The following is a 25,867-nucleotide window of genomic DNA, read 5'->3' as shown; positions in this document are numbered from 1 at the left end:
CGAGACTCACAGAAACCTCTCAGCGTGACCCGTGTCACTGCCCACACGGGTGCTGACAAGGCAAACAACCCGGAAAACCGCACGACCACCCGCATTCGGAGGCCTCGGGACAGTACCGGTCGTAGCGGATCGCCGGGTACCGTGGAGCCGACCGAGGACATCGCAAGGAGCTTCAGGTGTTCAATGACATAGGACCGCTCGAGCTGGTGACGCTCATTGTCCTCGCCGTGCTCGTCTTCGGTCCGGACAAGCTCCCGAAGCTCATCCAGGACGCCACGCGGACGATCCGCAAGATCCGCGAGTTCTCGGAGAGCGCCAAGCAGGACATCCGGCAGGAACTGGGCCCGGAGTTCAAGGACTTCGAATTCGAGGACCTCAACCCCAAGACGTACCTCCGCAAGCAGCTGGACAACGACGAGCTGGGGCTGAAGGAGATCCGCAACGGCTTCGACCTGAAGAAGGAGATGGCCGAGGTCACCGACGCCGTCCACGGCCGTGACGCGGAATCGCCCTCGCCGTCCTCCGCCTCGGGTTCCGCCGGCGGCACGATCGACATGACGAAGAAGCCCGAGAGCCCCCGCGACGAGCGCCCGCCGTACGACGCGGACGCCACCTGACCCGTACGAACAGGCGGGCGGGACACCGCTCGTACGTGACGCTTCTCATACTCCGCCCGGGTCGTGCACGGCCTGAACACGCCCTCTGTGCGCCCCACGCGCCGGGCGGTTTCGCTGCCGCTCGGAGCGGGGTGGCTATGCTGCCGAGTTGTTGTGCGGACCGGACGAGTACGCCCGAAGGGGGGCGGGCCGGGCTGGTCCGGCGAGAACGAGGAGGCGTCCGGGTACATGGAGACGACGAGTCAGACATCGAGTCGGGCAGTCGCGCAGGAACCGGCCGTGGAGAGCGGACAGCAATTCCCCTCCGCCCGGCGCACGGTCGACGGCTACCTGTTGGCGCCCTTCCCGTGGTACGGCCTCGACGAGGCCTTCACGGGGCCGCGCTGGCTGATGCAGGTCGGCATGGCGGCCGACGGGTCCGTGGAACACGGATCGATCGGGCACGGCGACGAGCCCTCCGTACGGAACGAGGCGACGGAGGACCGGGAGAAGTTCGCGGTGGTCGTGACCGTCGCGGCGAACCCGTCCCGGCGGAGCGCCGACGGTACGGGGCTGCTGGAGGCCACCTCGGTGTCCTCGGCGGCGTGGCTCGCCGGGGTGGGGCTGCTGTCCTTCACCTGGCCGGGGCAGATGGACCACTCCCTGCGCGACGACTGGCTGGAGCAGCAGACGGAGACGGCGTGGGCGCTCGCGGACGACCTCGAGGGTTCGGACTGGTCGACGCTGTCCCTGCCGGTGGACGGGGTGCCCACACCCTTCCACTACCGGGAGTCCGAGTTCGGCTGGGTGCTGGCCGGCTCCACCGAGGAGGGGGTGCACGTGGGGGCGTACGGGAGAGGCATGAGCGCGTACGGGCTGGGCTTCGCCGTCATCAAGGACATCGCGGCGTACGCCTAGGCCTCGACCTGCACCGGGTTCCGGTCACGACGATGGGGGCGCCGTCCGGTGAGACGGCGCCCCCATCGTCGTACGGGACTCAGAACTTGTTCTTCGGGGTGATCCCGAGGGACAGCCCCGAAAGGCCCCTCTGGCGGCCTCCCAGCTTCCCCGCGATCGCGCGCAGCGCCGAGCCCGCCGGGGAGTCGGGGTCCGTCAGGACGACCGGCTTGCCCTCGTCGCCGCCCTCGCGCAGACGGACGTCGATGGGGATGCTGCCGAGGACCGGGACGTTGGCCCCCGTCGTGCGGGTGAGGCCCTCGGCGACCGTCTGGCCGCCCCCCGTGCCGAAGACGTCGACCATCTCGTCACAGTGCGGGCAGGGCAGGCCGGACATGTTCTCGACCACGCCGACGATCTTCTGGTGGGTCTGGACGGCGATGGAGCCGGCCCGCTCGGCGACCTCGGCGGCCGCCTGCTGAGGCGTGGTGACGACGAGGATCTCCGCGTTCGGGACCAGCTGGGCCACCGAGATCGCGATGTCGCCCGTGCCCGGCGGCAGGTCGAGGAGCAGGACGTCCAGGTCGCCCCAGTACACGTCCGCCAGGAACTGCTGGAGCGCGCGGTGCAGCATCGGGCCGCGCCAGACCACCGGGGCGTTGCCCGGCGTGAACATGCCGATGGAGATGACCTTCACACCGTTCGCGGACGGCGGCATGATCATGTTCTCGACCTGGGTCGGACGCCCGTCCGCGCCCAGCATGCGCGGCACGCTGTGGCCGTAGATGTCGGCGTCGACGACGCCCACCTTGAGGCCGTCGGCCGCCATCGCCGCCGCCAGGTTGACCGTCACGGACGACTTGCCGACACCGCCCTTGCCGGAGGCGACCGCGTACACGCGGGTCAGCGAGCCCGGCTTGGCGAAGGGGACCTCGCGCTCGGCGGTGCCGCCGCGCAGGGCGTTCGCCAGCTCCTTGCGCTGCTCGTCGCTCATGACGTCGAGGGTGACGTCGACGCGGGTGACGCCCTCGACGCGGGAGACGGCATCCGTCACGCGCTGCGTGATCGTCTCGCGCATCGGGCAGCCGGAGACCGTCAGGTACACGGTGACCGCGACCGCACCGTCCGCACCGATCTCCACCGACTTGACCATCCCCAGTTCAGTGATGGGGCGGTTGATCTCGGGGTCGTTCACCGTCGCCAGCGCTTCGCGCACCGCGTCTTCCGTAGCCATAGGACGATGGTACGGCGCGGTAGCCATGCCCCGGTAAGCCCGTCAGCGGTCGTCTACGTCACGTCCCGCAGACCGATCTGCCGGGAATACCCCGTGCTCGCGGTGGCCACTGCGCCGGTGGCCGTTGCCCCGCTCGTCCAGGTCCTTCAGCAGGTCCTGCAGCTCCGAGCGCATCCAGTCGCGGGTGGCCACCTCGCCGAGGCCGATGCGCAGCGCGGCGATCTCGCGGGTCAGGTACTCGGTGTCGGCGATCGACCGCTCGTTCTGCTTGCGGTCCTGCTCCAGGTTGACCCGGTCGCGGTCGTCCTGCCGGTTCTGCGCGAGCAGGATCAGCGGGGCGGCGTAGGAGGCCTGCAGGGACAGGGCCAGCGTCAGGAAGATGAAGGGGTACTCGTCGAACCGCAGATCGCCGGGTGCGGCGATGTTCCACAGCACCCACACGATGATCACGATCGTCATCCAGACGAGGAACCGTCCGGTGCCGATGAAACGGGCGATGCGCTCCGACAGCCGTCCGAAGGCCTCGGGATCCCACTCCGGCAGGATCCGGCGGCGCGGCGGGCGGGGTTGGTCCAGGCGCGCACGGGGCGCCCGGGTGGCCGCGGTGGCGCCCGACACGACGCGCTCGCGCGTGCCCTCGCGCTCAGGAGCCATGGACCGTCACCCCCTCGCCCGCGCCCTCGTCCAGGTGGAACTCGGTCTCCCGCCAGTCGTCGGGCAGCATGTGGTCCAGCACGTCGTCCACGGTCACCACGCCCAGCAGCGACCCGGATTCGTCCACGACGGGCGCCGCGACCATGTCGTACGTCGCGAAGAACCCCGCGACGACCGGCAGCGCCGCGTCCGGGTCCAGGGCCTCCAGAGCCTCGTCGACCATGGAGCTGACCAGCGTGTACGGCGGGTCGCGCAGCAGCCGCTGGAAGTGGACCGTGCCGAGGTACTTGCCGGTCGGGGTCTCGTCGGGCGGGCGGCAGACGTAGACCTGGGCGGCCAGGGCGGGCGACAGGTCGGGGTTGCGGACCCGGGCGAGAGCGTCGGCGACGGTGGCGTCGGGGCGCAGGATGACCGGCTCGGTCGTCATCAGACCGCCGGCCGTGTGCTCCTCGTACGCCATCAGACGGCGCATGTCGGCCGCGTCGGCGGGCTGCATCAGGCTCAGCAGCCGCTCCTTGTCGTCCTCCGGCAGCTCACCGAGGAGGTCGGCCGCGTCGTCCGGGTCCATGGCCTCCAGGACGTCGGCGGCGCGTTCCTCCTTCAGCTTGCCGAGGATCTCGATCTGGTCGTCCTCGGGGAGCTCTTCGAGGACGTCGGCGAGGCGGTCGTCGTCGAGGGCCGCGGCGACCTCGGCACGGCGCTTGGGGGAGAGGTGGTGCAGCACGTTGGCGAGGTCGGCGGGGCGCAGCTGCTCGAAGGTGGCGAGGAGGCTCTCGGCGCCCTGTCCCTTCTCCTCCAGGGTGAAGCCGGTGACGGCGGACCACTCGACGGTCAGCGACTCGCCCTTGGCCCGCCGGAAGGCGCCGCTGCGGCCGCCCTTGCGTACGAACACCTTGTCGATCTCCCAGTCCCGGCGGGCCGGCAGCTGCCCGACCGACAGATCGAGGACGGTGACCTCCTCGCCGGTCTCGACGAGGGTGACGCGCCGGTCGAGAAGCTCGCCGAAGACGAGGCGCTCGGTGGGGCGCTGCTCGAAGCGGCGGACGTTGAGCACGCCGGTGGTGATGACCTGGCCGGACTCGATGCTGGTGACGCGGGTCATGGGCAGGAAGATGCGGCGCCGGGTGGAGAGTTCGACGACCAGGCCGAGCACGCGTGGCGGACGCCGGCCGACCCGCAGCATGACGACCAGATCGCGGACCCGGCCCACCTGGTCGCCGTTCGGGTCGAACGCGGCGACGTCGGCGAGGTGCGAGACGAAGATCCGGGGAGCGCCGGCTGCCATTGCTGCGGCTCCTTTGCCTGCTGTTGCGCTTGCCTGTTCGTGGACTGTGCCGCTTACCCGAATTGCCCGCTCGGGTGGGCTTCAGGCTAGCCCGTCCGGATCCGATACGCCCTGGTGAGCAGTCCGGACGGACTGGCTCCGCCTGGGCCCTGACACCCCGGTACGCTGCGGTACGCCGCTCGGGTCCCACAACAGAAAGGCAGCCCCACCTGTGCCTGCGATTCCTCAGGGTCGTATTCGCCGGGCCGCGATGGTGAGCGCCGTGTGCGCGCTGGTCGTTTCGGGAACCGGACTGACGGGATGCAGTGAGGACCCGGACGAGGGCACCAACGGCGTCGGCAAGCTGACGGCCGCCGAGATCCAGCGCAAGTCCCGCACGGCCGCCGACTCCGCCGAAGCGGTCCGCCTCGCCGGGAGCGTGGTCACCAGCGGGCGCACCTACAAGCTCGACATGCAGCTGAAGGCCGACGGCGGCACGGGGTCGGTCACCGCCCAGGGGGCCACCTTCCAGCTGCTGCGGATCGGCGAGCAGCTGTATCTGAAGGCCGACGCCGGGTTCTGGAGCGATGCGGACGGCGCCAAGACCGATGCGGCGGCGGACAAGCTGAACGGCAAGTACGTGAGGGTGCCGGAGGGTGATCCGTCGTACAAGAAGTTCAGCGGATTCACGGACAAGGGTGTCCTGCTCGACGGCCTGTTGACGCTCCACGGCGCTCTCGCCACCGACGGGCGCCACGAGCAGGAGGGCACCCGCACCATCCGCATCACCGGCGACAAGGGCGCCGGCGGCACCCTCGACGTCTCCCTGGAGGGCACTCCGTACCCGCTGCGCCTTACCCGCGCGGGCGGCGGCGGCACTTTGACCTTCTCGGCCTGGGGCAAGGACTTCCCGCTGGAGAAGCCGGACAAGGACGAGACGGTGGACTACGGCAAGCAGCTGCCGACGTCTTGACGGCCCTGCTCGGTGACCGCCCGGCTGAGTACCGCCCGGCGGTGCAGCGCCTAGCGGCGTCGCTTCTGCTTCTTCTTCAGCAGCAGCCGCGGCAGCCCCGCGGGGATCGGCTCACGTGTCGTCGCCGGGGAAGGCAGAGGCGCCTCGGCCAGTGAGCCGTCCGGCAGCGGGGCGGTGGTGCCCGTCGGCTCCAGGCGCAGTACCCGGCACTCGCGGGCCCATCGGGACGGCATGGCCTCACCGTCGGGCGCGTTGAGGCGCTTGCCCTTCAGCTCGGCGACCGTCGCCTCCCACGGCTCGGAGCCCGGCGCCAGTTCCACGACCTTCGCCGACCAGGAGACCAGCCGGCCGCCCTTGTCCTTGCTGCGGACCGTCACCTCGGCCGTGGCCCCGTCGGCCAGCCCCGGCAGCGGCTGCTCGCCCGGCCCGTCGCCGACGACACACGCCGCACCCTCGTGCCACGCGTGCCACAGCGCCCGGGCCGCGACACCGGGTCCGCTGACCCAGACGAGGCCGGACTTCTTCGTGGCCTCCTCGACGAGGGCCTGGTCGAGCAGCTCGCTTGTCATGCCCCAAGCCTATCCAGCCGGCTCCGGCCCGGTCGGCGGCGCCGGAATCGGACCGCTCAGAGCCATCCGTTGCGCTTGAGCGTGCGGTGGATGCCCAGACAGATGGCCACCGTGATGCTCATGATCACGGGGTAGCCGTACTTCCAGTGCGTCTCCGGCATGTAGTCGAAGTTCATGCCGTACACCCCGCACACCATCGTCGGTACGGCGATGATCGCGGCCCACGAGGTGATCTTCCGCATGTCCTCGTTCTGCGCCACGGACGCCTGCGCGAGGTTGGCCTGGAGGATCGAGTTGAGGAGCTCGTCGAAGCCGATGACCTGCTCGTGCACGCGCGCGACGTGGTCGGCGACGTCCCGGAAGTACTTCTGGATGTCCGGGTCGATCAGCCGCATCGGCCGCTCGCTCAGCAGCTGCATGGGCCGCAGCAGCGGCGACACCGCGCGCTTGAACTCGAGGACCTCGCGCTTGAGTTGGTAGATCCGCCCCGCGTCCGTGCCGCGCGGCGTGCCCTTGCGTCCGGGCGAGAAGACCTCGGTCTCCACCTCGTCGATGTCGTCCTGCACCGCGTCGGCGACGGCGATGTACCCGTCGACGACATGGTCGGCGATCGCGTGCAGCACGGCTGACGGACCCTTGGCGAGCAGCTCGGGGTCGTCCTGCAGCCGGTGCCGCAGCGCCCGCAGCGAGCCCTGCCCGCCGTGCCGGACCGTGATGAAGAAGTCCCGGCCGGTGAAGCACATGACCTCGCCGGTTTCGACGACCTCGCTGTTGGCGGTGAGTTCGTCGTGCTCGACGTAGTGGATGGTCTTGAAGACGGTGAACAGGGAGTCGTCGTAGCGCTCCAGCTTGGGGCGCTGGTGCGCCTGCACCGCGTCCTCGACGGCCAGCGGGTGCAGCCCGAACTCACTGGCGATACCGGCGAATTCGGCCTCGGTCGGCTCGTGCAGGCCGATCCACACGAACCCGCCGTCCCGCCGTACCCGGCGCATCGCCTCGTGCGGGGTCAGCGGCTGCGGGGTCTCGACGCGGGCGCCGTCGCGGTAGACGGCGCAGTCGACGACGGCGGAGGGCGTCGCCGGGTCGCGGGTGGTGTCGTACGTTCCGGTGTCCTTGCGCAGCGAGACGCGGGAGGGGCGGACCACGGCACGCAGGTCGCGGATCATCGACATGAGCAAGCTCCTTCGCAACGGGCAACGAAGCGTGAAGGGCCGCAGCACGGTTGGAACTGCCCGGAATGGGGACGTCCTGACTTCAGGATGTTTGGCACGTCCACAAAGCGGGGAGCACCGCACCGTCGCGGTGATGGGCTTCGTTGCTGATTCAGATCAAACAGATCAGGCAAAGCGAAACGAAGTGCTCTTCCGCGTGAGGACGCGAGCATGAAAGGCGGCGGTCAGCCGGAGGCGGAACAGCCGAATCAGCTACATCAGCGGCGGGAAGAGCGAGTGGTACTGCACGGTCGACTTCGATCCATGACAGCCCCACCTCCTCCGGCCGGTCCCTCGTGAGGGACGATCCATACCCCGTTCGGGGTTCCCCGTAGGGGAGTCTCTATTCGGTGTCAGGACTCGATCGCGAAGCTTCTGCATGCCGTCCCGAACACCGGGCAAGAGTATCAGCCGACTGAAGTGTCAAGGCGCTCCTTTGCCCGGTACTGACGAGTTCTATGCTCGGCGCATGGCTGATGTTCTCCCTCTGGTCGAGGCCCGGTTGCGCTCCGCGCTGGGCGAACCGGACGCACGCGCGGCGGTCACCTTTCTCGGTACGGACCGCATGGAGGTGCTCCGTTTCCAGGAGGGAGACCTCGTGCGTTACGCCACACTCGGCATGTCCGCGCATCCCATGAACGACCCCACCGCGATGGTCGCCGACCCGGTCAAGGGCCCCCGCGCCGAGCTGGTGCTCTCGGTCCGCGCCGGGGTCGCCGACACCGACAAGGTGCTCCGCCCGCTCGCCGTGCTCGCCGCGTCCCCGCAGGTGGAGGGCGTGATCGTGGCTCCGGGCGCCTCGCTGGACGTCGGTGAACCGCTGTGGCCGGGGGCTCCGTTCACCTCGGTCCTGGTCGCCGAGCCGGGCGGCCTGGTCGAGGACCTGGAACTCGACGAGCCTGCCGACCCCGTGCACTTCCTGCCGCTGCTCCCCATGACCCCGAACGAGGCCGCGTGGAAGCGGGTGCACGGCGCCCAAGCCCTCCAGGAGCGCTGGCTGACGAACGGGACGGACCTCCGGGATCCCGCCCGGACGTCCGTCCCGCTGGACTGACCGCCGCGTGAGTAACCTCACCAACCGGTGGCTGAAAAGCGTCAGTTGGCGAACACGGTCACGCTGTCCTCGGTGGCGTGCGCCGGCGCCAGCTCCTCGGCCTCGCCACTGAGCGACTTCCGGCGTACGACGACCACGAGCGAGCCCAGTACGGCTGTGACGGCAGCCACGACGAACGGGATGCGGAGGCTGCCGGTCCACTCCTCGATCCGCGGCGCGAAGTAGGGCGCGGCCGCCGCCGCGAACCACCGCACGAAGTTGTAGCCCGCGCTCGCCACGGGGCGAGGGGCGTCGGAGACGCCGAGCGCCAGCTCCGTGTAGACGGTGTTGTTCACGCCGATGAACGCGCCGGACAGGATCGTGCAGACGACGGCGGTGGTGTGGTCGCCGTAGCCGAGGACGAGCACGTCCGCGGCCAGCAGCACCAGGGAGCCGCCGAGCACCTTCAGCGAGCCGAACCGCTTCTGCAGGCGTGGCGCCACCAGCACCGAGAACACGGCGAGGAGCAGACCCCAGGCGAAGAACACCGCGCCCGACCGGTACGGGCTCATGTTCAGCACGAACGGTGTGAAGGCCAGCACGGTGAAGAACGTGTAGTTGTAGAAGAACGCCGAGACCGCCGCGGACGCGAGGCCGCCGTGGCCGAGGGCCCTGATCGGGTCCAGCATCGAGGTCTTGCGGGCCGGCTTCGGCTGCTCCTTCAGGAACGCCGCGATGCACAGGAAGCCGACCGCCATCAGCGCGGCCGTACCGAAGAACGGGTAGCGCCAGCTGGCGTCCCCGAGCAGCGCGCCCAGCAGCGGTCCGCAGGCCATGCCGAGGCCGAGGGCGGACTCGTACAGCAGGATCGCCGCAGCGCTGCCGCCGGCTGCCGCGCCGACGATGACAGCGAGGGCGGTGGAGACGAAGAGCGCATTGCCGAGCCCCCAGCCCGCCCGGAACCCGACCAGCTCGCCGACCGATCCGGACGTGCCCGCGAGGCCTGCGAAGACGATCACGAACGCGAGGCCGAGCAGCAGGGTCTTGCGGCCGCCGATGCGGCTGGAGACGAATCCGGTGACCAGCATCGCCACGGCGGTGATGAGGAAGTACGAGGTGAAGAGCAGGGAGACCTGGCCGGCGGTGGCGTGCAGGCCGCCGGCGATGGACGGCAGGATCGGGTCGACGAGCCCGATGCCCATGAAGGCCACGACGGAAGCGCCGGCAGTCGCCCACACGGCCCTCGGCTGCCGCAGGATGCTGCCCGCTCCCGCGTCGAAGGGGTCCATTGCGTTCTCCAATCCCGGACTGAGGTAGGTGGCAGATACACAGAGTATGTTAGCTAGTCTAATTAATGCAAGCTACATCTATATTCGGTCGGCACGCGTTCCGTCCGGACGGGTGATCGTCCTTGACGTGACGCAGAAGGGGTAGGAGCGTGGGGGCCTATGAGGGGCGAACCCAGTTGCCCGAAGTGTGGTGGCCGGGTCAGGGCTCCCGGACTCTTCGCCGACACCTGGCAGTGCGATGTGCACGGCACCGTGCATCCGGTGCAGCCCGTGATCCCGCCCAGCGTCGAGGCCCTCGGTGTGGTCGTGCATCGCACGCATGTGCCGGTGTGGATGCCGTGGCCGCTGCCGATCGGCTGGCTGTTCACCGGCGTCGCCAGTGCGGGCGACGACCGCAGTGGCGGCCGCGCGACCGCCGTGGCCTGCTCCGGACCCGGCCCGCTGGGCGGCATGGGTGAGCTGATCCTGGTCGCCGAGGAGCTCGGCGTCGGCCTCGGCGCGCGCTACGCGGGCATCGACGGTCCGGATCCGGGGCCGTACATGAACGTCGAGAAGCCACCCCAGGTCAAGGTTCTGGCCGCCGGTCGCCCGACCCCGCTGTGGCATGTCTCCGGAGCCCCGGACGACCGTGCCGTCTTCGCGGGCGAGGCGCTCGGGATGTGGCTGTGGGCGGTCGTGTGGCCCGAGCAGTCGGGGTTGCTCATGTACGACGAGCTGGTGCTGACGGATCTGCGGGACGCGGGGGCCGAGGTGGAACTGGTGCCCTGCGGGGCGTTGTCGCCGCGCTTGCTCGAGCCGTAGCGCTCCGCTGGGTCGGGCCGTGGTGCGCCCAAGAGCACGGGTGGTCGAGGGTGGTCTGCGACTGCGGGTTATTTGTGGTTGATCGCGCAGTTCCCCGCGCCCCTTTCAGGGCGCTGCCCGTAGGGGGCGCTCGGGCTGTGTGGGTGTGACAAGGGTCGTTGAAAATCTGGTTATCCTTGAGCGGTCCCTGCCGTATCGTCCCCCCGACTGGAGTTCGCGTCGTGCGCATCGACCTGCACACCCACTCCACCGCTTCCGACGGCACGGACACCCCCGCCGAGCTGGTACGCAACGCCGCCGCGGCCGGACTGGACGTCGTGGCGCTCACCGACCACGACACCACCCGCGGATACGCCGAGGCCATCGCCGCGCTGCCGCAGGGGCTCACTCTCGTCACCGGCGCCGAGCTGTCCTGCCGGATCGACGGGATCAGCATGCACATGCTGGCCTACCTCTTCGACCCCGAGGAACCGGCGCTGTTCGCCGAGCGGGAGCTGGTGCGCGACGACCGGGTGCCCCGGGCCCAGGGCATGGTCGCCAGGCTCAACGAGCTGGGCGTGCCCGTCACCTGGGAGCAGGTGCTGCGGATCGCCGGTGAGGGCTCGGTCGGGCGGCCGCACGTCGCCTCCGCGCTGGTCGAGCTCGGAGTCGTACCGACCGTGGGCGACGCCTTCACCGAGGACTGGCTGGCCGACGGCGGCCGGGCCTTCGTGGAGAAGCACGAGACCGACCCGTTCGAGGCCGTCCGGCTGATCAAGGCCGCGGGCGGCGTCGCCGTCTTCGCGCACCCCGCCGCGAGCAAGCGGGGCCGCACGGTGCCGGAGTCCGCCATCGCGGACCTGGCCGCGGCCGGGCTCGACGGCATCGAGGTCGACCACATGGACCACGACCCCGACACGCGGGCGCGGCTGCGCGGGCTCGCCAAGGAGCTCGGGCTGCTGACGACCGGCTCCAGCGACTACCACGGCAGCCGCAAGACGTGCGTGCTCGGCGAGTACACGACGGACCCCGAGGTGTACGGCGAGATCACGCGGCGGGCCACGGGGGCGTTTCCCGTGCCGGGGACCGGCGGGGCCTGAGGCTCACCCCGTCACCGCTTCACCCCGTCGCATCCTCATGCTCGCGTCCCGTTCGTTTCGTTCCTCCGCAAGGCACCCATGTTCGACCTCGCCGTCTTCGGCTCCCTGTTCCTGACCCTTTTCGTCATCATGGATCCCCCCGGGATCACCCCGATCTTCCTCGCGCTCACCGCCGGCCGACCTGCCAAGGTGCAGAAGCGGATGGCCTTCCAGGCCGTCTGCGTGGCGGGCGCTGTGATCGCGGTCTTCGGGCTCCTCGGCCATCAGATCCTCAACTACCTGCACGTCTCCGTCCCCGCGCTGATGATCGCGGGCGGGCTGCTGCTCCTGCTGATCGCGCTCGACCTGCTCACCGGTAAGACGGACGAGCCCAAGCAGACCAAGGACGTGAACGTCGCCCTGGTCCCGCTGGGCATGCCGCTGCTCGCCGGGCCGGGTGCGATCGTGTCGGTCATCCTCGCCGTGCAGAAGGCCGACAGTGTCGCCATGCAGGTGTCGGTGTGGTCGGCGATCCTCGCCATCCACGTGGTGCTGTGGCTCGTGATGCGGTACTCGCTGCTGATCATCAGGGTCATCAAGGACGGCGGCGTGGTCCTGGTGACGCGGCTCGCGGGCATGATGCTGTCGGCGATCGCTGTGCAGCAGATCATCAACGGCGTCACCCAGGTGATCCAGGGCGCCTGAGACCTCGGAACCGCGCAGCGCCCTCGAGGGCGCTGCCGGATGCGCGAAGCCCCCGTACGGCGTCAGTGCCGTACGGGGGCTTCGAAGCTACTGCGGTGATCCGCGTCTGTTATGAGGCCGTGGTGTCGGCCGGTCGGATCCACAGACGCTGTCCGGTGGCGGCGGCCTGCTGAACGATCCGGTTGACGGAGGCGGCGTCCACGACGGTGCTGTCCACGGGCGTACCGTCGAACTCGTCGAGTCGCATGATTTCGAAGCGCAAGGGCTTCTCCCTTCGTCTGGTCATCCTCCTGCGGAGAACTGAGGAGAACTACTTGGTTACACACGTATGCAACGTGCTTCGTGTTGCAAACATTCCCTACGCTAAAGAAATTTTTCGAACGTCTAACTACTGACCGGTACACGGTCGTCCGGAGATCAAGGCGGGACTGACCGGGACCGGTTGTGTCCGCAGCGTGACCGCCGGGACAATGGTGGCGATGAACGACGACCTCGCGGCGCTCGGCGCCCGCATCGACCGCACCAACGAGCTGCTGCAGCGCATGCTCGCCGAGGTGGCGAAGACGCCCTCCACCCATGCGATTTTCGTCGACGCGGGCTATCTCTACGCGGCCGCGGGACGCCTGGTCGCCGGGACGGAGGACCGCCGGGCCTTCGATCTGGACGCCGAGGGGCTGATCGAGGCGCTCATCGACCGGGCACGCACGATCTTCGCGGACAGCAGGCTGCTGCGGGTCTACTGGTACGACGGCGCCCGCCGCCGCATCCATACGGCGGAACAGCAGTCGATCGCCGAGCTCCCCGACGTGAAGGTGCGGCTGGGGAACCTCAACGCCAACAACCAGCAGAAGGGCGTCGACTCACTGATCAGGACCGACCTGGAGTCCCTCGCCAGGCACCGCGCCATCAGCGACGCGGCGCTGCTCGGCGGCGACGAGGACCTGGTGTCGGCGGTGGAGGCCGCGCAGGGGTACGGGGCGCGGGTGCACCTGTGGGGCATCGAGGCGCCGGAAGGCCGTAACCAGGCCGAGCCCCTGCTCTGGGAGGTCGACAGCCAGCGCACCCTCGACCTCGACTTCTTCAAGCCCTACGTCTCCCGGCGCACGGCCGCCGCGTACGAGGCGGCGGGAGCCCGGCCGACGCGGGAGGACGTCCGGTTCGTCGGCGCCCAGATCGCGGCGAAGTGGCTCGCGGCCCGGGGGCGGGAGTCGCTCGTGGAACTGCTGCCCGGCCATCCGTATCTGCCCGGGTCCGTCGACCAGGACCTGCTCGTGGAGGCCGAGGGGCTGCTGCAGTACTCCCTGCGCGGGCAGGCGGATCTGCGGCGGGCGCTGCGGGACGGGTTCTGGGAGCACCTGCAGGCGCAGTACTAGACCGGGCGCAGAACTGGACCGGGCGCCGCACTCGGCCATGCGTCGGATCGGACGAGGAGCCGCACTCGGCCATGTGCCGGATTGGCTCAGGCGTCGCACCACGCCATGCGTCGGATGGGACCAGGCGCCGTATCAGGCCTGGGTGGCGGACCCGTCGACGGTGTTCCAGAAGTCGGCGACGGCCTCGGCGGTGCGCAGGGGCTGGTCGGCGTTGGGGGAGTGCTCGGCGTTGGGGATGACGGTGCGGCGGGCGTTCAGCCGTGCGGCCATGTCGTCGAGGAGCGGGACCGGCCAGGTGTCGTCGCTCGCGCCTGACAGGACGTGGAACGGGAGGGGGAGAGCGGCGAGTTCGTCCACGCGATCCGGCTCCGTGGTCAACTGGCGGCCCGTGGCGAGGAGTTGGGCCGGCTTCGTGCCGAGCCAGCGCCGGCGCAGCAGGTCCGGGCCGCCGATGCCGCGCGCCGGCCCGCCGACCTCCTCGGGCGGCCCCATCGCGAGGATCGCTTCCCAGGTCTCGGCCATGGTCATCACCGCGAGCGCGTCCCGCAGCAGCTTCACGCGCTGCTGCTGGGAGTCCGAGATCTGGGCGGGGCCCGACGCCATGAGAGTGAGCGAGCTGAACGGGGTGTGGTCGAGGAGAACGGCCGCGCGGGCGATCTGGCCGCCGAGGGAGTGGCCGAAGAGGTGCAGGGGAGCCTCGAGAGTGCCGAGCGCTGCCGCTTGGGCGAGGACGTCCCGCGCCAACTCCTCTCGCGCATACGGCGCTTCGTCGCGCTCCGGACCGTCCGACTCGTGCTGTCCCCGCCCGTCGACGGCGATCGTGCGGTAGCCGCGCGCCGCGAGCGGCTCGTGCATGAGCGTGAAGTCCTCCTTGCTGCCCGTGAACCCGGGAAGCAGCAGGGCGACACCTCGGACCTCGACACCGGGAGCGGCGGGCGAGTCGACGACGGCGAAGGTGCCGCGGGAGGTGTGGAGGGGGTAGGCGCGGGCGTTCGGGGGCGGCGTGAAGGCGGGTTCGGTGGTCACGGGGGGAGGGTAGCGGGTGGGCCGTAGGACCCCCATGGGTCCGTCCGGGAAAGCCGACGGCCCGGCCACCGCGCGAGGCGGGACCGGGCCGTCGTACAGGAGATCAGCTCTCCGCGGGCTCCGTGGCGGCCGTGGCCTTGCGGGCACGGCGCACCTTGGGCTTGGCCTCGGCCGCGCTTTCGGCGGCCTCCACGGTCGCCGCCGCCTTGCGGGTACGGCGACGCGGCGCGGGCGCCTCGGTGGCCTTCGGTTCCGCGGTCGCCGTCGGCTCCTGCGTGGCCTGGGCCGGGATCTCGGCGGCCAGGGTGGCCGACGCCGCGGTCTTGCGGGTGCGGCGTGCCTTGGGCTTGGCCTCGGCGGCCTCGGCCGTGTCGACGGCGGCGTCCGCAGCGGCAGTCGCCTTGCGGGTCCGGCGGGGCTTGGCCTCGGCGGCTTCCGGCTCGGTGACGGTCGCGGCGGCCTTGCGCGTACGACGCGGCTTCGCCTCCGTGCCCTCGGCCGTGTCCACGGCTGCCTCGGCAGTGGCGGTGGCCTTGCGGGTGCGGCGCGCCTTGGGCTTGGCCTCGACGGCTTCCGCCGTGTCGACGGCGGTCTCCGCAGCGGCGGCCGTCTTGCGGGTGCGCCGCGGCTTGGTCTCGGCTGCCTCCGGCTCCTGGGCCGTCTGAGCCGGGATCTCGGCGGCTTCCACGGTCGCCGCCGCGGTCTTGCGGGTGCGACGCGCCTTGGGCTTGGCCTCGGCGGCCTCGGCCGTGTCGACGGCGGCTTCGGCCGCAGCCGTTGCCTTACGGGTCCGGCGGCGCGGCTTGGTCTCCGTCGCCTCCGGGGCCTGAGGCGCAGCCTCGGTGGTGCCCTCGGCCGTGTCCACGGCGCTCTCCGCCGTGGCCGTCGCCTTGCGGGTGCGGCGGCGCGGCTTGGCGGCAGGGGCCTCTTCGGCCACCGCGACCTGGTCGGCCGCAGGCGCCGCAGCGGGCTCGGACGCCTGCACGGCCTCCGCGACCTGCGCGGTCTCCACCTCCGGCGTCGCCACGGCCGGAGCCGAAGTCGCCTTCGGTTCCGCCGACTTGCGGGTCCGGCGGCGGCGCGGCTTCGCCGGGGTCTCCTCGGCGGAGTCCAGGGACGGGCCCTCCGCCGTCGTGACGGCCGCCTCTGCGGCGTCCGCGGGCTCGGGGGCCGAGGACGTGGCGGTCACGGCCTGCTCCGCCGACGCCCCGCTGCGGGTGCGGCGACGGCGGCGCGGGGTGCGGGGCTCGGTGACGGACTCCGCCGTGCCGGCCCCGGCGGTCTCCTCCGGAGTCCCGGAACCGACGGCGGGCGCCGACGTCTCGTCCAGCGTTGCTCCACCGCGCGTGCGGCGGCGGCGACGCGGCGTGCGCGCCGGGCGCTCACGGTCCGGCGAGGACGAGCGGGACTCGTCCCGGCCGCCTCGGCCACCGCGGCCGCGCGCACCGCGTCCGCCGGTCTCGCCGAGGTCCTCCAGCTGCTCCGCCTCCAGCCCGGCGCGCGTGCGCTCCGAGCGGGGCAGGACGCCCTTGGTGCCCGCGGGGATGCTCAGTTCCTCGAAGAGGTGCGGGGACGTGGAGTACGTCTCCGGCGGGTCGTTGAAGTTCAGCTCCAGCGCCTTGTTGATCAGCTGCCAGCGCGGGATGTCGTCCCAGTCGACGAGAGTGATCGCGATGCCCTTGGCGCCCGCGCGGCCGGTGCGGCCGATGCGGTGCAGGTACGTCTTCTCCTCTTCCGGCGACTGGTAGTTGATGACGTGCGTCACGCCCTCGACGTCGATACCGCGAGCGGCGACGTCGGTGCAGACGAGGACGTCCACCTTGCCGTTGCGGAAGGCGCGCAGCGCCTGCTCGCGGGCGCCCTGGCCGAGGTCGCCGTGGACCGCGCCGGCCGCGAAGCCGCGCTGCTTGAGCTGGTCGGCGAGGTCGGCCGCGGTGCGCTTCGTACGACAGAAGACCATGGCCAGTCCCCGGCCGTCGGCCTGCAGTATGCGCGCGACCATCTCGGGCTTGTCCATGTTGTGCGCGCGGTAGACGTGCTGCGAGGTGTTCGCGACCGTGGCGCCCGCGTCGTCCGGCGCGGTGGCGCGGATGTGGGTGGGCTGCGACATGTAACGGCGCGCGAGGCCGATGACCGCGCCCGGCATGGTCGCCGAGAACAGCATGGTCTGGCGCCTGGCCGGCAGCATGTTGATGATCTTCTCGACGTCGGGCAGGAAGCCCAGGTCGAGCATCTCGTCGGCCTCGTCGAGGACGAGCGCCTTGATGTGCTTGAGGTTGAGCTTCTTCTGGCCCGCGAGGTCCAGCAGTCGGCCCGGGGTACCGACGATCACGTCGACGCCCTTCTTCAGGGCCTCGACCTGGGGCTCGTAGGCCCGGCCGCCGTAGATCGCGAGGACGCGGACGTTACGCACCTTGCCCGCGGTGAGCAGGTCGTTGGTGACCTGCGTGCACAGCTCGCGGGTGGGGACGACCACGAGTGCCTGCGGGGCGTCGGTGAGGGCGTCGGGCCCCGCGCGCCCGGCCTCCACGTCGGCGGGGACGGTGACGCGCTCGAGGAGCGGGAGACCGAAGCCCAGCGTCTTGCCGGTGCCGGTCTTGGCCTGGCCGATGACGTCCGTGCCGGAGAGGGCGACGGGGAGGGTCATCTCCTGGATGGGGAAGGGGTTGATGATGCCGACGGCCTCAAGGGCTTCGGCGGTCTCGGGAAGGATTCCGAGCTCTCGGAAAGTCGTAGTCAGGGTGCTGCCTCTTCTGTGTACGCGGTGCGAGGCGAGCGCGGGGGTCTTGACGGACCGTGCCGGGGACGTCGGCTGCCATACGGATTGGCCGTAGGACACGGGACCACTGCCGACGCTCTAGCGCTCGTACCGCTGAGGGTGTCCCTCCGGTCGTCGTACGCATCTGTGCCGTACGACCGAGGAGGGCTGTCGGGTCGGAGCCGATCGGGCCTCCGACCGGGCATCCTCATAACGTGCGGCCCGTCGAATACATCAGAGTACTCAGCGGGCGCATTACCACCATACCCTGGAAACGCGCACATGCGATGGCCGAATTGGTCACGTAGTCGGCGTCACACTGATTGACCAGGGACTTCCGTGACGTGGAGAGCGGGCTATTGTGCGCTACATGACGACGCCTGACAACACGCCCGACGCCTCCGACACCGCTGACTCCGCCGTCGAGACCGGCGGCACCGTCGCACACACCGGGGTCGCCGCCCAGGACTGGGCGCAGGCCTCCGCCGATCCGCAGTACCGGGCCGCCGTCGTGGACCTGCTCGGCGCGCTGGCCTACGGGGAGCTGGCGGCGTTCGAGCGGCTGGCGGAGGACGCCAAGCTGGCGCCGACGCTGGGGGACAAGGCGGAGCTGGCGAAGATGGCGTCGGCCGAGTTCCACCACTACGAGAAGCTGCGGGACCGGCTCACCGAGATCGGGGCCGAGCCCACGCAGGCGATGGAGCCGTTCGTCGCGGCGCTGGACGGCTTCCACAAGCAGACGGCGCCCTCGGACTGGCTTGAAGGGCTGGTCAAGGCGTACGTCGGTGACTCGATCGCCAGTGACTTCTACCGGGAGGTCGCCGCGCGGCTCGACTCGGACTCGCGGGGGCTGGTGCTGGCCGTGCTCGACGACACCGGGCACGCCTCCTTCGCAGTGGAGAAGGTGCGGGCCGCCATCGACGCGGATCCGCGTGTGGGTGGACGGCTCGCCCTGTGGGCCCGGCGCTTGATGGGGGAGGCGCTGTCGCAGTCCCAGCGGGTCGTGGCCGACCGGGACGCGCTGTCCACGATGCTGGTGGGCGGGGTGGCGGACGGGTTCGATCTCGCCGAGGTCGGCAAGATGTTCTCGCGGATCACCGAGGCGCACACCAAGCGGATGGCTGCGCTGGGACTGGCGGCTTAGGCGCCGGCCCCGCTTCCTGGGGGCCTGCGGCCTCGCTTTCTGGGGGCCGGCGGCCCCCAGACCCCTGCTTCGGCCCTGGACGGGCCTCGTCCTCAAACGCCGGACGGGCTGGATTTCGCCGGCCGGCGCTGGGACGTGAGCGCCGGCCTTCGGACGGCGTCAGGAAGCCGGCGGCCGGTCGTCCTCGGAATCTACGCGGTCGCCGAGTGCCGGCTCAGTCTTCCCGCGGGGCGTACCAGCAGGGAGAGAGAGGCGGCGGAGACGACTGCCGCGCCGATCAGGATCACGAAGAGGTTGCCGAAGTCCAGCGCGGTGTGCGTGATGAACGCGCCGAAGAGGGCGCCGGCGACGCCCGTCGGCAGGACCAGGGAACTCGTCGGCAGACGGTGCGGCAGGCGGCGGGTGGCAGCCCACGCCAGGGCCAGGCCTAGGATCGCGGAGCTGAGCGCTTCCAAGAGCATGCTGGGGTCCCTCCCACATGGCCGACCTGCTCGAACCGGTCGTAGCCCGTCATACCCCTGACCTGCGGAATGCAATCCTCCTGTGTGATCGACCTGTGCTCCGATCGTGGAGAGACGGGAGGGGCCCGGCGACCGTGGTCGCCGGGCCCCTCCCGTCACGCCTGTCTGTCGGCGCCTTCTCGCTTACAGCGCGCCGAAGCCCACCTTGCGCGGGGCCGGCTCGCCGAGCTCCACGTACGCGAGGCGGTCTGCCGGGACCAGGACCTTGCGGCCGTGCTCGTCCACGAGGGTCAGCAGCTGTGACTTTCCGGCCAGCGCCTCGGACACCGCCCGCTCGACCTCCTCGGCACTCTGACCGCTCTCCAGAACGATCTCGCGGGGCGCGTGCTGCACGCCGATCTTGACCTCCACGGCTATGTCCCTCCGACGGTCAGTGAAGTGCGCGACCTTCCGCGCCGTACCCAGCACACATTAGCCCGGTGAGGGGACCTGCACGCTCCGCCCAAGAACGCCAGGAGCGAACAGGGGGCGGGAACAAATGCCCGACACGCTCAGTGGTGCTCGGTGCCGTGCAGCGGGAAGCCCGCGATGCCGCGCCAGGCCAGGGACGTCAGCAGCTGCACCGCCTGGTCGCGCGGCACGCTGCGGTCGCTGTGCAGCCAGGAGCGGGCCACGACCTGGGCGAGGCCGCCGAGGCCGGAGGCGAGCAGCATCGACTCCGCGCGCGAGAGGCCGGTGTCCTCGGCGATGACGTCGCAGATCGCCTCGGCGCACTCGTTCGTGACCTTGTCGACGCGCTCGCGCACGGCGGGCTCGTTGGTCAGGTCCGACTCGAAGACCAGACGGAAGGCGCCGCCGTCGTCCTCGACGTACGCGAAGTACGCGTCCATCGTCGCCCGCACGCGCTGCTTGTTGTCGGTCGTCGACGCGAGCGCGTGGCGTACGGATTGGATCAGGGACTCGCAGTGCTGGTCCAGCAGGGCGAGATAGAGGTCGAGCTTGCCCGGGAAGTGCTGGTAGAGCACCGGCTTGCTGACGCCGGCGCGCTCGGCGATGTCGTCCATCGCTGCAGCGTGGTAGCCCTGCGCGACGAACACCTCCTGGGCGGCGCCCAGCAGCTGGTTCCGTCGGGCACGGCGCGGCAGGCGCGTGCCCCGCGGGCGTGCCGCCTCTGTCTGCTCGATGGCTGTCACGCCGCCTCCCAATGTCGTCCGCATGCGGTGTGCGCCGCGTCGCCATCGTACTTTTCGGTAACCCTGGTGTGCGCGGTACGAGCGCAGAATTTCACGGACCGGACGGTGACGAAAGTCGCGCAGAAGGTTTGAAACCCGTCCGGAACGGGCAACAACTGGTCTCTTTCCTGCTCAACGGCACTCTCTTCCGTGCCCACCTGTACCTTCATTCGCCTTCGTTCGTGCAGAGTGGCGCCCGGAGTCGGTCCGTCTCACCGGCAGCCGTCGTCGTGACGCCGGCCGGCGTCACCGATAGTCGTCCTCGTCGATGGAGACGACGCGTGCCTGTTCGATGAGATCGGCCTCGTTGGCCTCGTCCTGGTCCGTCTCGGTCAGCCGGTCGTCACGGTCGCGCCGGACATCGGCGTGCTGCTCGGCCGCGTCGGCGACGGGGGCCTCGACGTCGTACTCCTCGTCCTGCTCGGTGTCGTCGTCCACGAAGGTCTCGGGGTCGGTGGGATCGACGGCCATGGCGGGCTCCCTTCCTAGAACGTCCCCGTGGGGCACAACGTCCCTGGGTGAAGCAGGGGGTCCCTCTCCGGGTGCCCTGCGTACGAGCCTAGGAGACACCGGATCCGGACGCTATGCGATCGGCGGGGGATCTGCGGCAATTCGGGCGTGCTCCGGATGGCTTCCGTGAGCGCGACGCGTCTGACGGGTTTCCCGCCCGGGAAACTGCCATGTACGTGTCGACTTGTGACGGCGAACACATGAACCACTGCGTGATCGTCTCGTAACATTGCCGCATGTCTTCGACCGAGCTCCCGTCAGCGCCGGCCGCCAATGTGCTCCCCAAGGTGGCGACCGTCAGGGTCGCCGAGGGGGAGCGGCTGCGGTCGGTCGGGCTGCCCGGGATCACGCTGACGGTGCGGTCGAGGCCGCCCGCGCGCGAGGGGCTGCCGCCCGCGCTGTACGTCCACGGGCTCGGAGGTTCCTCGCAGAACTGGTCGGCACTGATGGAGCTGCTCGAGGGCGAGGTCGACTGCGAGGCCGTCGACCTGCCGGGCTTCGGCGACTCGCCACCGCCGGACGACGGCGACTACTCGATCACCGCGCACGCACGCGCGGTGATCCGCTATCTCGACGCCTCCGGTCGCGGCCCCGTACACCTCTTCGGCAACTCGCTCGGCGGCGCGGTCACCACGCGCGTCGCCGCCGTACGTCCGGACCTCGTCCGTACGCTCACCCTCGTGTCCCCCGCCCTGCCCGAGCTCCGCGTCCAGCGCAGCGCCGTGCCCACCGCGCTGCTCTCGGTGCCCGGAGTGACCTCGCTGTTCACCCGGATCACCAAGCAGTGGTCGGCGGAGCAGCGGGTCCGCGGCGTGATGCACCTCTGCTACGGCGACCCCGACCGGGTGACGCCTGAAGGATTCAGCAACGCGGTCCAGGAGATGGAACGGCGGCTGCAACTGCCGTACTTCTGGGACGCGATGACGCGTTCCGCGCGCGGGCTGGTCAATGCCTACACGCTGGGCGGGCAGCACGCGCTGTGGCGCCAGGCCGAGCGCGTACTGGCTCCGACCCTGCTCATCTACGGCGGCCGGGACCAGCTCGTCGGCTACCGCATGCGCAGCAAGGCCGCACGCGCCTTCCGCGACTCCCGCCTGCTGAGCCTGCCGGAGGCCGGGCACGTGGCGATGATGGAGTACCCGGAGGTGGTCGCCCGGGCGTTCGTCGAACTCCTCGTGGAAACGGGGGAGTCGGAGGCCGCGGGGGGTGCCCGCGGCGAGGGCGTGGATGCCCTCTCGAGGCGCAGGGCGGGCGAGACCGAGGCCGCGAGACGGAGTGCGGGTGGGACCAGGGCCGCTGCGAGCGGCGACGGCACCATGACCGAGAACGCGGGGAGCTGAGGCGCGACGTGGGACGCCACAGCAGGCGCGGGTCCGCCGCCAAGCCCAAGCGCGACGCCGCGGACACAACTGCACGACAGGATTCCCGGGGAGGGCAGCCGGAGGCGGGCACGGCCCAGCGGGGGATGTCCGTGCCGGGCGCGGGGCCCGGTCGGGCTCCGGGTGCCCGACCGCCTGGTGCAGCTCCGGGTGCGGGCCCGAGCGGTTGGCCGCAGTCCGGCGGACCTGGTGGTGGTCGCCGGGTGCCGGGCCCGCCGCCCGGCCGGCAGGGGATGCCCCCGGGCGGAGCTCCCGGGTACGCAGGACGCGGCTTCCCCGACGGCACGCCCGCGCAGGGGGTCCCGAGGCTCTCCGACGGCACGCCCGCGCGCGGCTTTCCGAGGCTGCCCGACGGCACGCCCGCGCACGGCTTCCCGAGGTTCCCCGACGGCACCCCCGCGCACGGCGTGCCCCGTTTCGCCGACGGTACGCCCGCCCACGGCACCCCCCAGGCCCGTGCCGGCCACCCCGAGCAGCGTGAATCCGGCGGTGGTTGGGGCGAGCTGAGGGGGCGCACCGGCGGTGCCCACGGCGCGCCCGCGGCGGCCGGCGCCCCGCCCGTGACCGGTGTTCCGGTGCCGCGGCCCCGGCGGGCTGCGCCGTCCGAAGGCCCCCGGCAGGACTACCTCGAGGCCTTCGACAGGGACGGGGACGTCGACGTATTCGCGCCCCGCACGGTCGAGACCGCCCACACCTCCGGCCCGTACGCCTCCGTCACCGACTGGGACACCAGGACCGGCGCCGGTGGCGCGGACGACACGGGGACGTATGTCGGCACCGATGTCGATGACGACGACGCCCCGCCGACCGGCGAGCCCGTGGCAGCGAAGGGCTCCAAGGGCCGGGCCTTTTCCGGCATCGCCGCCGCCGCGGTAGTCACCGTGCTTGCCGTCGTCGTCGCAGGTCAGGTCGCGAAGGGGCGGGAGGCCAGCGACGTACAGTCGCAGTCCGCCACCGACCAGGGGCGGGACGCCCGCGACTCGGCCTCGCGTGGGGAAGGGCGGCCGACGCCGGACAGTTCGCCGAGTGTGCCGGCGCCGCTGACGTACGAGCAGAAGATGGGTGAGACGTACGCGCTCAGCGCCAAGCTCGAGGGCTCGGGCAAGTTCGACGCGGTCCCGGGGATCGCCAAGGCGCCCGGCAAGGGGCAGAAGTACACCTATCGCGTGGACGTGGAGCAGGGGCTCGGGCTCGACGGCGAACTCTTCGCCGAGGCCGTGCAGAAGACCCTCAACGACGACCGGAGCTGGGCGCACAACGGCGCCCGCACCTTCGAGCGCATCTACTCCGGCAAGCCGGACTTCGTGATCACTCTGGCCAGCCCGGGCACGACGGCCGACTGGTGTGCCAAGTCCGGTCTGGACACCACCGAGGACAATGTGTCGTGCGACTCCGCCGCCACCGAGCGCGTCATGATCAACGCGTACAGATGGGCGCAGGGGTCGGAGACATACGGTGATCGCATCCACGAGTACCGGCAGATGCTGATCAACCACGAGGTCGGTCACCGGCTCGGCTACTCCCATGTGACCTGCGACAAGGACGGCGAGCTCGCCCCGGTCATGCAGCAGCAGACCAAGTTCCTCGACCACGACGGGATTCGCTGCCGGGCCAACCCCTGGATGTATCCCGGGAGTTGACGGGTGACTCATACGTCACATTGACATGTGCAGCGAGTTCATACATATTTCTGCACATGTCGACCCGTCACACCCTCTCTCGCGCCGCCATCGAGCTGGCGCTGATCGGTGTGACCGCTCTGTGCGTGGCCGACCTCGACTGTCGCTGACGCCCGCCCTCTGGCGTTCGCGTCGCGATCTTCTTCTTCCACTCCTGTAAGTCGCTGACGGGTCTCGGACCCGTGGCGCCTGCACAGGCTGCCGACGACCCGACGCCGGGGCAGACGTCTGTCCATCCCTGTCTCACTCCGCGTCATTTCGTCTCGATATCCGAGACTCATTCTTCCGAGAGGTCGTCTCCGATGCGTCAATCGTCCGTCATAGCGCGCCGCGTGGCCGCGGCATCCGTCAGCCTGGTCGTAGCGGCGGGCGCCGCCGCCTGCGGGCCCGAGGACAACGATGCCAAGAGTGCCGGCGGCGACTCCACGCCCCACAAGGGCGGCACGCTCACAGTCCTGAACTCCAATCCGCAGCAGGACTTCGACCCGGCCCGGCTGTACACCTCGGGCGGCGGAAACGTCCCGTCCCTCGTCTTCCGTACGCTCACCACCCGCAATCGCGAGAACGGTGAGGCCGGCGCCGAGGTCGTCCCCGACCTCGCCACCGACACCGGGCGCCCGAACAAGGATGCGACCGTGTGGACGTACACCCTCAAGGAGGGCCTCAAGTACGAGGACGGCACCTCGATCACCTCGGCCGACGTCAAGTACGGCATCGAGCGCTCGTTCGCCCCCGAACTGTCGGGCGGAGCCCCGTATTTGAGGGACTGGCTGGTCGGCGCGGCCGACTACCAGGGGCCGTACAAGGACAAGAAGGGCCTGACGGCGATCGAGACGCCGGACGAGCGGACCATCGTCTTCCATCTGAACAAGCCCGAGGGTGAGTTCCCGTACCTGGCGACGCAGACGCAGTTCACGCCGGTGCCGAAGGACAAGGACACCGGCACGAAGTACGAGGAGCACCCGGTCTCGTCCGGCCCGTACAAGGTCGTGAAGAACGAGAACGACGGTGAGCGGCTCACCCTGGAGCGCAACACACACTGGTCCGCCTCGACGGACTCCGAACGCAAGGCCTACCCCGACAAGATCGACGTACGGTCCGGGCTCGACTCGTCGGTGATCAACCAGCGGCTGTCCGCGTCCCAGGGCGTGGACGCGGCCGCGGTCACCACGGACACCAACCTCGGCCCCGCCGAGCTGGCCAAGGTGACCGGTGACAAGGAACTGGCCGCGCGCGTCGGAACCGGACACTTCGGCTACACCAACTACCTCGCGTTCAACCCGAAGATCAAGCCGTTCGACAACGTCAAGGTGCGCCAGGCCATCTCGTACGCCATCGACCGGTCGTCCGTGGTGAACGCGGCGGGCGGGTCCTCGCTCGCCGAGCCCGCGACCACCTTCCTGCCCGACCAGAAGTCCTTCGGCCACACGCCGTACGACCACTTCCCGGCGGGTGCGGCGGGCAACTCGGCGAAGGCCAGGGAACTGCTGAAGGAGACCGGTTACCCGAACGGTCTGACCATCACCCTGACCCACTCCAACGCCAAGGACTTCGAGACCAGCCCCGAGATCGCGACAGCGATCCAGGACGCGCTCAAGAAGGCGGGCATCACGGTCAAGCTGCAGGGTCTGGAGGAGAACGACTACTCCGACAGGATCCACAACGTGAAGACCGAGCCCGGCTTCTTCCTGGCGCACTGGGGTGCCGACTGGCCCTCCGGTGGTCCCTTCCTCGCCCCGATCTTCGACGGCCGGCAGATCGTCAAGGACGGTGCGAACTTCAATACCGGCCTGCTTGACGACAAGTCCGTCAACACCGAGATCGACGCGATCAACAAGCTGACCGATCTTGACGCCGCCGCCCAGCGATGGGGTGCCCTGGACAAGAAGATCGGCGAACAGGCGCTGACCGTGCCGCTGTTCCACCCCGTCTACAAGCGGCTGTACGGCGAGGCCGTCAAGAACGTCGTGATCAGCGACTGGACCGGCGTGCTGGACATCTCCCAGGTCGCGGTGAAGTAG

Annotated in this window: 26 protein-coding genes; 13 read left to right on the top strand and 13 right to left on the bottom strand. The window is 70.4% G+C overall.

Going from position 1 to position 25,867, the window contains the following annotated elements; all coding sequences use genetic code 11:
- The first annotated feature begins 176 nt into the window (after window positions 1-176).
- Both ACFY5C_RS36245 and ACFY5C_RS36240 read left to right on the top strand, forming a co-directional pair.
- A complete protein-coding gene (locus ACFY5C_RS36245; protein ID WP_389452946.1) occupies window positions 177-617 on the top strand; it encodes a sec-independent translocase in 441 nt (146 codons plus the stop codon).
- Between the two features lie 228 nt (window positions 618-845).
- The gene (locus ACFY5C_RS36240; RefSeq protein ID WP_389452943.1) at window positions 846-1,514 is read left to right on the top strand and encodes a hypothetical protein; all 669 of its coding nucleotides are present in this window, start codon (window positions 846-848) and stop codon (window positions 1,512-1,514) included.
- 79 nt (window positions 1,515-1,593) lie between these two features.
- On the opposite strand, the gene ACFY5C_RS36235 is transcribed toward ACFY5C_RS36240, so the two are convergent.
- Genes ACFY5C_RS36235 through ACFY5C_RS36225 form a run of 3 tightly spaced genes read right to left on the bottom strand, consistent with a single transcriptional unit; the run spans window position 1,594 to window position 4,666 of the window.
- The gene (locus ACFY5C_RS36235; protein ID WP_389452941.1) at window positions 1,594-2,727 is read right to left on the bottom strand and encodes an Mrp/NBP35 family ATP-binding protein; all 1,134 of its coding nucleotides are present in this window, start codon (window positions 2,725-2,727) and stop codon (window positions 1,594-1,596) included.
- A gap of 42 nt (window positions 2,728-2,769) precedes the next feature.
- Complete coding sequence (locus ACFY5C_RS36230; protein ID WP_389452938.1) at window positions 2,770-3,381, bottom strand: DUF1003 domain-containing protein; 612 nt, start codon at window positions 3,379-3,381, stop codon at window positions 2,770-2,772.
- Window positions 3,371-4,666 carry a magnesium transporter MgtE N-terminal domain-containing protein gene (locus ACFY5C_RS36225; protein ID WP_389452935.1) on the bottom strand — a complete coding sequence of 432 codons (1,296 nt, stop codon included), beginning with the start codon at window positions 4,664-4,666 and terminating at the stop codon, window positions 3,371-3,373. Before ACFY5C_RS36225 ends, ACFY5C_RS36230 begins: the two co-directional genes overlap by 11 nt.
- 211 nt (window positions 4,667-4,877) lie before the next feature.
- Here ACFY5C_RS36225 and ACFY5C_RS36220 point away from each other — a divergent pair, with 211 nt between their 5' ends.
- Complete coding sequence (locus tag ACFY5C_RS36220) at window positions 4,878-5,618, top strand: hypothetical protein (protein WP_389452932.1); 741 nt, start codon at window positions 4,878-4,880, stop codon at window positions 5,616-5,618.
- Window positions 5,619-5,668: 50 nt separating this feature from the next.
- Here ACFY5C_RS36220 and ACFY5C_RS36215 read toward each other — a convergent pair whose 3' ends face one another.
- Window positions 5,669-6,187, bottom strand: coding sequence for a hypothetical protein (locus tag ACFY5C_RS36215; protein WP_389452929.1), 519 nt, complete (start codon window positions 6,185-6,187; stop codon window positions 5,669-5,671).
- A gap of 56 nt (window positions 6,188-6,243) precedes the next feature.
- Window positions 6,244-7,359, bottom strand: a complete 1,116-nt coding sequence (locus tag ACFY5C_RS36210) for a magnesium and cobalt transport protein CorA (protein ID WP_389452926.1) — start codon at window positions 7,357-7,359, stop codon at window positions 6,244-6,246.
- Window positions 7,360-7,867: 508 nt separating this feature from the next.
- On the opposite strand from ACFY5C_RS36210, the gene ACFY5C_RS36205 reads away from it, so the two are divergent.
- Window positions 7,868-8,452 carry a suppressor of fused domain protein gene (locus ACFY5C_RS36205; protein WP_389452924.1) on the top strand — a complete coding sequence of 195 codons (585 nt, stop codon included), beginning with the start codon at window positions 7,868-7,870 and terminating at the stop codon, window positions 8,450-8,452.
- A gap of 41 nt (window positions 8,453-8,493) precedes the next feature.
- On the opposite strand, the gene ACFY5C_RS36200 is transcribed toward ACFY5C_RS36205, so the two are convergent.
- Complete coding sequence (locus ACFY5C_RS36200) at window positions 8,494-9,720, bottom strand: MFS transporter (protein ID WP_389452921.1); 1,227 nt, start codon at window positions 9,718-9,720, stop codon at window positions 8,494-8,496.
- A gap of 159 nt (window positions 9,721-9,879) precedes the next feature.
- On the opposite strand from ACFY5C_RS36200, the gene ACFY5C_RS36195 reads away from it, so the two are divergent.
- The 3 genes from ACFY5C_RS36195 to ACFY5C_RS36185 all read left to right on the top strand — a co-directional run bounded on the left by ACFY5C_RS36195 (window position 9,880) and on the right by ACFY5C_RS36185 (window position 12,284).
- The gene (locus ACFY5C_RS36195; RefSeq protein ID WP_389452918.1) at window positions 9,880-10,521 is read left to right on the top strand and encodes a DUF6758 family protein; all 642 of its coding nucleotides are present in this window, start codon (window positions 9,880-9,882) and stop codon (window positions 10,519-10,521) included.
- A 221-nt stretch (window positions 10,522-10,742) separates the two neighbouring features.
- Window positions 10,743-11,600, top strand: coding sequence for a PHP domain-containing protein (locus ACFY5C_RS36190; protein ID WP_389452916.1), 858 nt, complete (start codon window positions 10,743-10,745; stop codon window positions 11,598-11,600).
- Between the two features lie 78 nt (window positions 11,601-11,678).
- Window positions 11,679-12,284, top strand: a complete 606-nt coding sequence (locus ACFY5C_RS36185; protein WP_389452913.1) for a MarC family protein — start codon at window positions 11,679-11,681, stop codon at window positions 12,282-12,284.
- Window positions 12,285-12,393: 109 nt separating this feature from the next.
- On the opposite strand, the gene ACFY5C_RS36180 is transcribed toward ACFY5C_RS36185, so the two are convergent.
- Window positions 12,394-12,546: a hypothetical protein gene (locus tag ACFY5C_RS36180; protein WP_389452910.1), complete on the bottom strand. Its 153-nt coding sequence runs from the start codon at window positions 12,544-12,546 to the stop codon at window positions 12,394-12,396.
- A gap of 217 nt (window positions 12,547-12,763) precedes the next feature.
- On the opposite strand from ACFY5C_RS36180, the gene ACFY5C_RS36175 reads away from it, so the two are divergent.
- Window positions 12,764-13,657, top strand: a complete 894-nt coding sequence (locus ACFY5C_RS36175; RefSeq protein ID WP_389452907.1) for an NYN domain-containing protein — start codon at window positions 12,764-12,766, stop codon at window positions 13,655-13,657.
- A 132-nt stretch (window positions 13,658-13,789) separates the two neighbouring features.
- On the opposite strand, the gene ACFY5C_RS36170 is transcribed toward ACFY5C_RS36175, so the two are convergent.
- Window positions 13,790-14,719 (bottom strand): alpha/beta fold hydrolase, encoded by a 930-nt coding sequence (locus ACFY5C_RS36170; protein ID WP_389452904.1) that lies wholly within the window; start codon window positions 14,717-14,719, stop codon window positions 13,790-13,792.
- 67 nt (window positions 14,720-14,786) lie between these two features.
- The gene (locus ACFY5C_RS36165; protein ID WP_389453066.1) at window positions 14,787-17,330 is read right to left on the bottom strand and encodes a DEAD/DEAH box helicase; all 2,544 of its coding nucleotides are present in this window, start codon (window positions 17,328-17,330) and stop codon (window positions 14,787-14,789) included.
- 472 nt (window positions 17,331-17,802) lie between these two features.
- Here ACFY5C_RS36165 and ACFY5C_RS36160 point away from each other — a divergent pair, with 472 nt between their 5' ends.
- On the top strand, window positions 17,803-18,585 hold the full coding sequence (locus ACFY5C_RS36160; protein ID WP_389452902.1) for a ferritin-like fold-containing protein: 783 nt from the start codon (window positions 17,803-17,805) through the stop codon (window positions 18,583-18,585).
- 191 nt (window positions 18,586-18,776) lie between these two features.
- On the opposite strand, the gene ACFY5C_RS36155 is transcribed toward ACFY5C_RS36160, so the two are convergent.
- The 4 genes from ACFY5C_RS36155 to ACFY5C_RS36140 all read right to left on the bottom strand — a co-directional run bounded on the left by ACFY5C_RS36155 (window position 18,777) and on the right by ACFY5C_RS36140 (window position 20,749).
- The gene (locus tag ACFY5C_RS36155; RefSeq protein WP_383603124.1) at window positions 18,777-19,046 is read right to left on the bottom strand and encodes a hypothetical protein; all 270 of its coding nucleotides are present in this window, start codon (window positions 19,044-19,046) and stop codon (window positions 18,777-18,779) included.
- A gap of 183 nt (window positions 19,047-19,229) precedes the next feature.
- Window positions 19,230-19,457 (bottom strand): DUF3107 domain-containing protein, encoded by a 228-nt coding sequence (locus tag ACFY5C_RS36150; protein WP_062711803.1) that lies wholly within the window; start codon window positions 19,455-19,457, stop codon window positions 19,230-19,232.
- Between the two features lie 140 nt (window positions 19,458-19,597).
- Entirely contained in the window at window positions 19,598-20,239 is a 642-nt protein-coding gene (locus ACFY5C_RS36145) for a TetR/AcrR family transcriptional regulator (RefSeq protein WP_389452899.1), read from the bottom strand.
- A gap of 285 nt (window positions 20,240-20,524) precedes the next feature.
- Window positions 20,525-20,749: a hypothetical protein gene (locus ACFY5C_RS36140; protein ID WP_389452897.1), complete on the bottom strand. Its 225-nt coding sequence runs from the start codon at window positions 20,747-20,749 to the stop codon at window positions 20,525-20,527.
- A 275-nt stretch (window positions 20,750-21,024) separates the two neighbouring features.
- Here ACFY5C_RS36140 and ACFY5C_RS36135 point away from each other — a divergent pair, with 275 nt between their 5' ends.
- The 4 genes from ACFY5C_RS36135 to ACFY5C_RS36120 all read left to right on the top strand — a co-directional run bounded on the left by ACFY5C_RS36135 (window position 21,025) and on the right by ACFY5C_RS36120 (window position 25,867).
- Window positions 21,025-22,128 (top strand): alpha/beta fold hydrolase, encoded by a 1,104-nt coding sequence (locus ACFY5C_RS36135; protein WP_389452894.1) that lies wholly within the window; start codon window positions 21,025-21,027, stop codon window positions 22,126-22,128.
- 8 nt (window positions 22,129-22,136) lie between these two features.
- On the top strand, window positions 22,137-23,807 hold the full coding sequence (locus ACFY5C_RS36130; protein ID WP_389452891.1) for a DUF3152 domain-containing protein: 1,671 nt from the start codon (window positions 22,137-22,139) through the stop codon (window positions 23,805-23,807).
- A 56-nt stretch (window positions 23,808-23,863) separates the two neighbouring features.
- Window positions 23,864-23,956, top strand: a complete 93-nt coding sequence (locus ACFY5C_RS36125) for an Ms4533A family Cys-rich leader peptide (protein WP_389452888.1) — start codon at window positions 23,864-23,866, stop codon at window positions 23,954-23,956.
- Between the two features lie 192 nt (window positions 23,957-24,148).
- Window positions 24,149-25,867 (top strand): ABC transporter substrate-binding protein, encoded by a 1,719-nt coding sequence (locus tag ACFY5C_RS36120; protein WP_389452885.1) that lies wholly within the window; start codon window positions 24,149-24,151, stop codon window positions 25,865-25,867.

Source organism: Streptomyces sp. NPDC012935, assembly GCF_042900345.1.
Lineage (GTDB): Bacteria > Actinomycetota > Actinomycetes > Streptomycetales > Streptomycetaceae > Streptomyces.
This window is presented reverse-complemented; position numbering and strand designations above follow the sequence as displayed.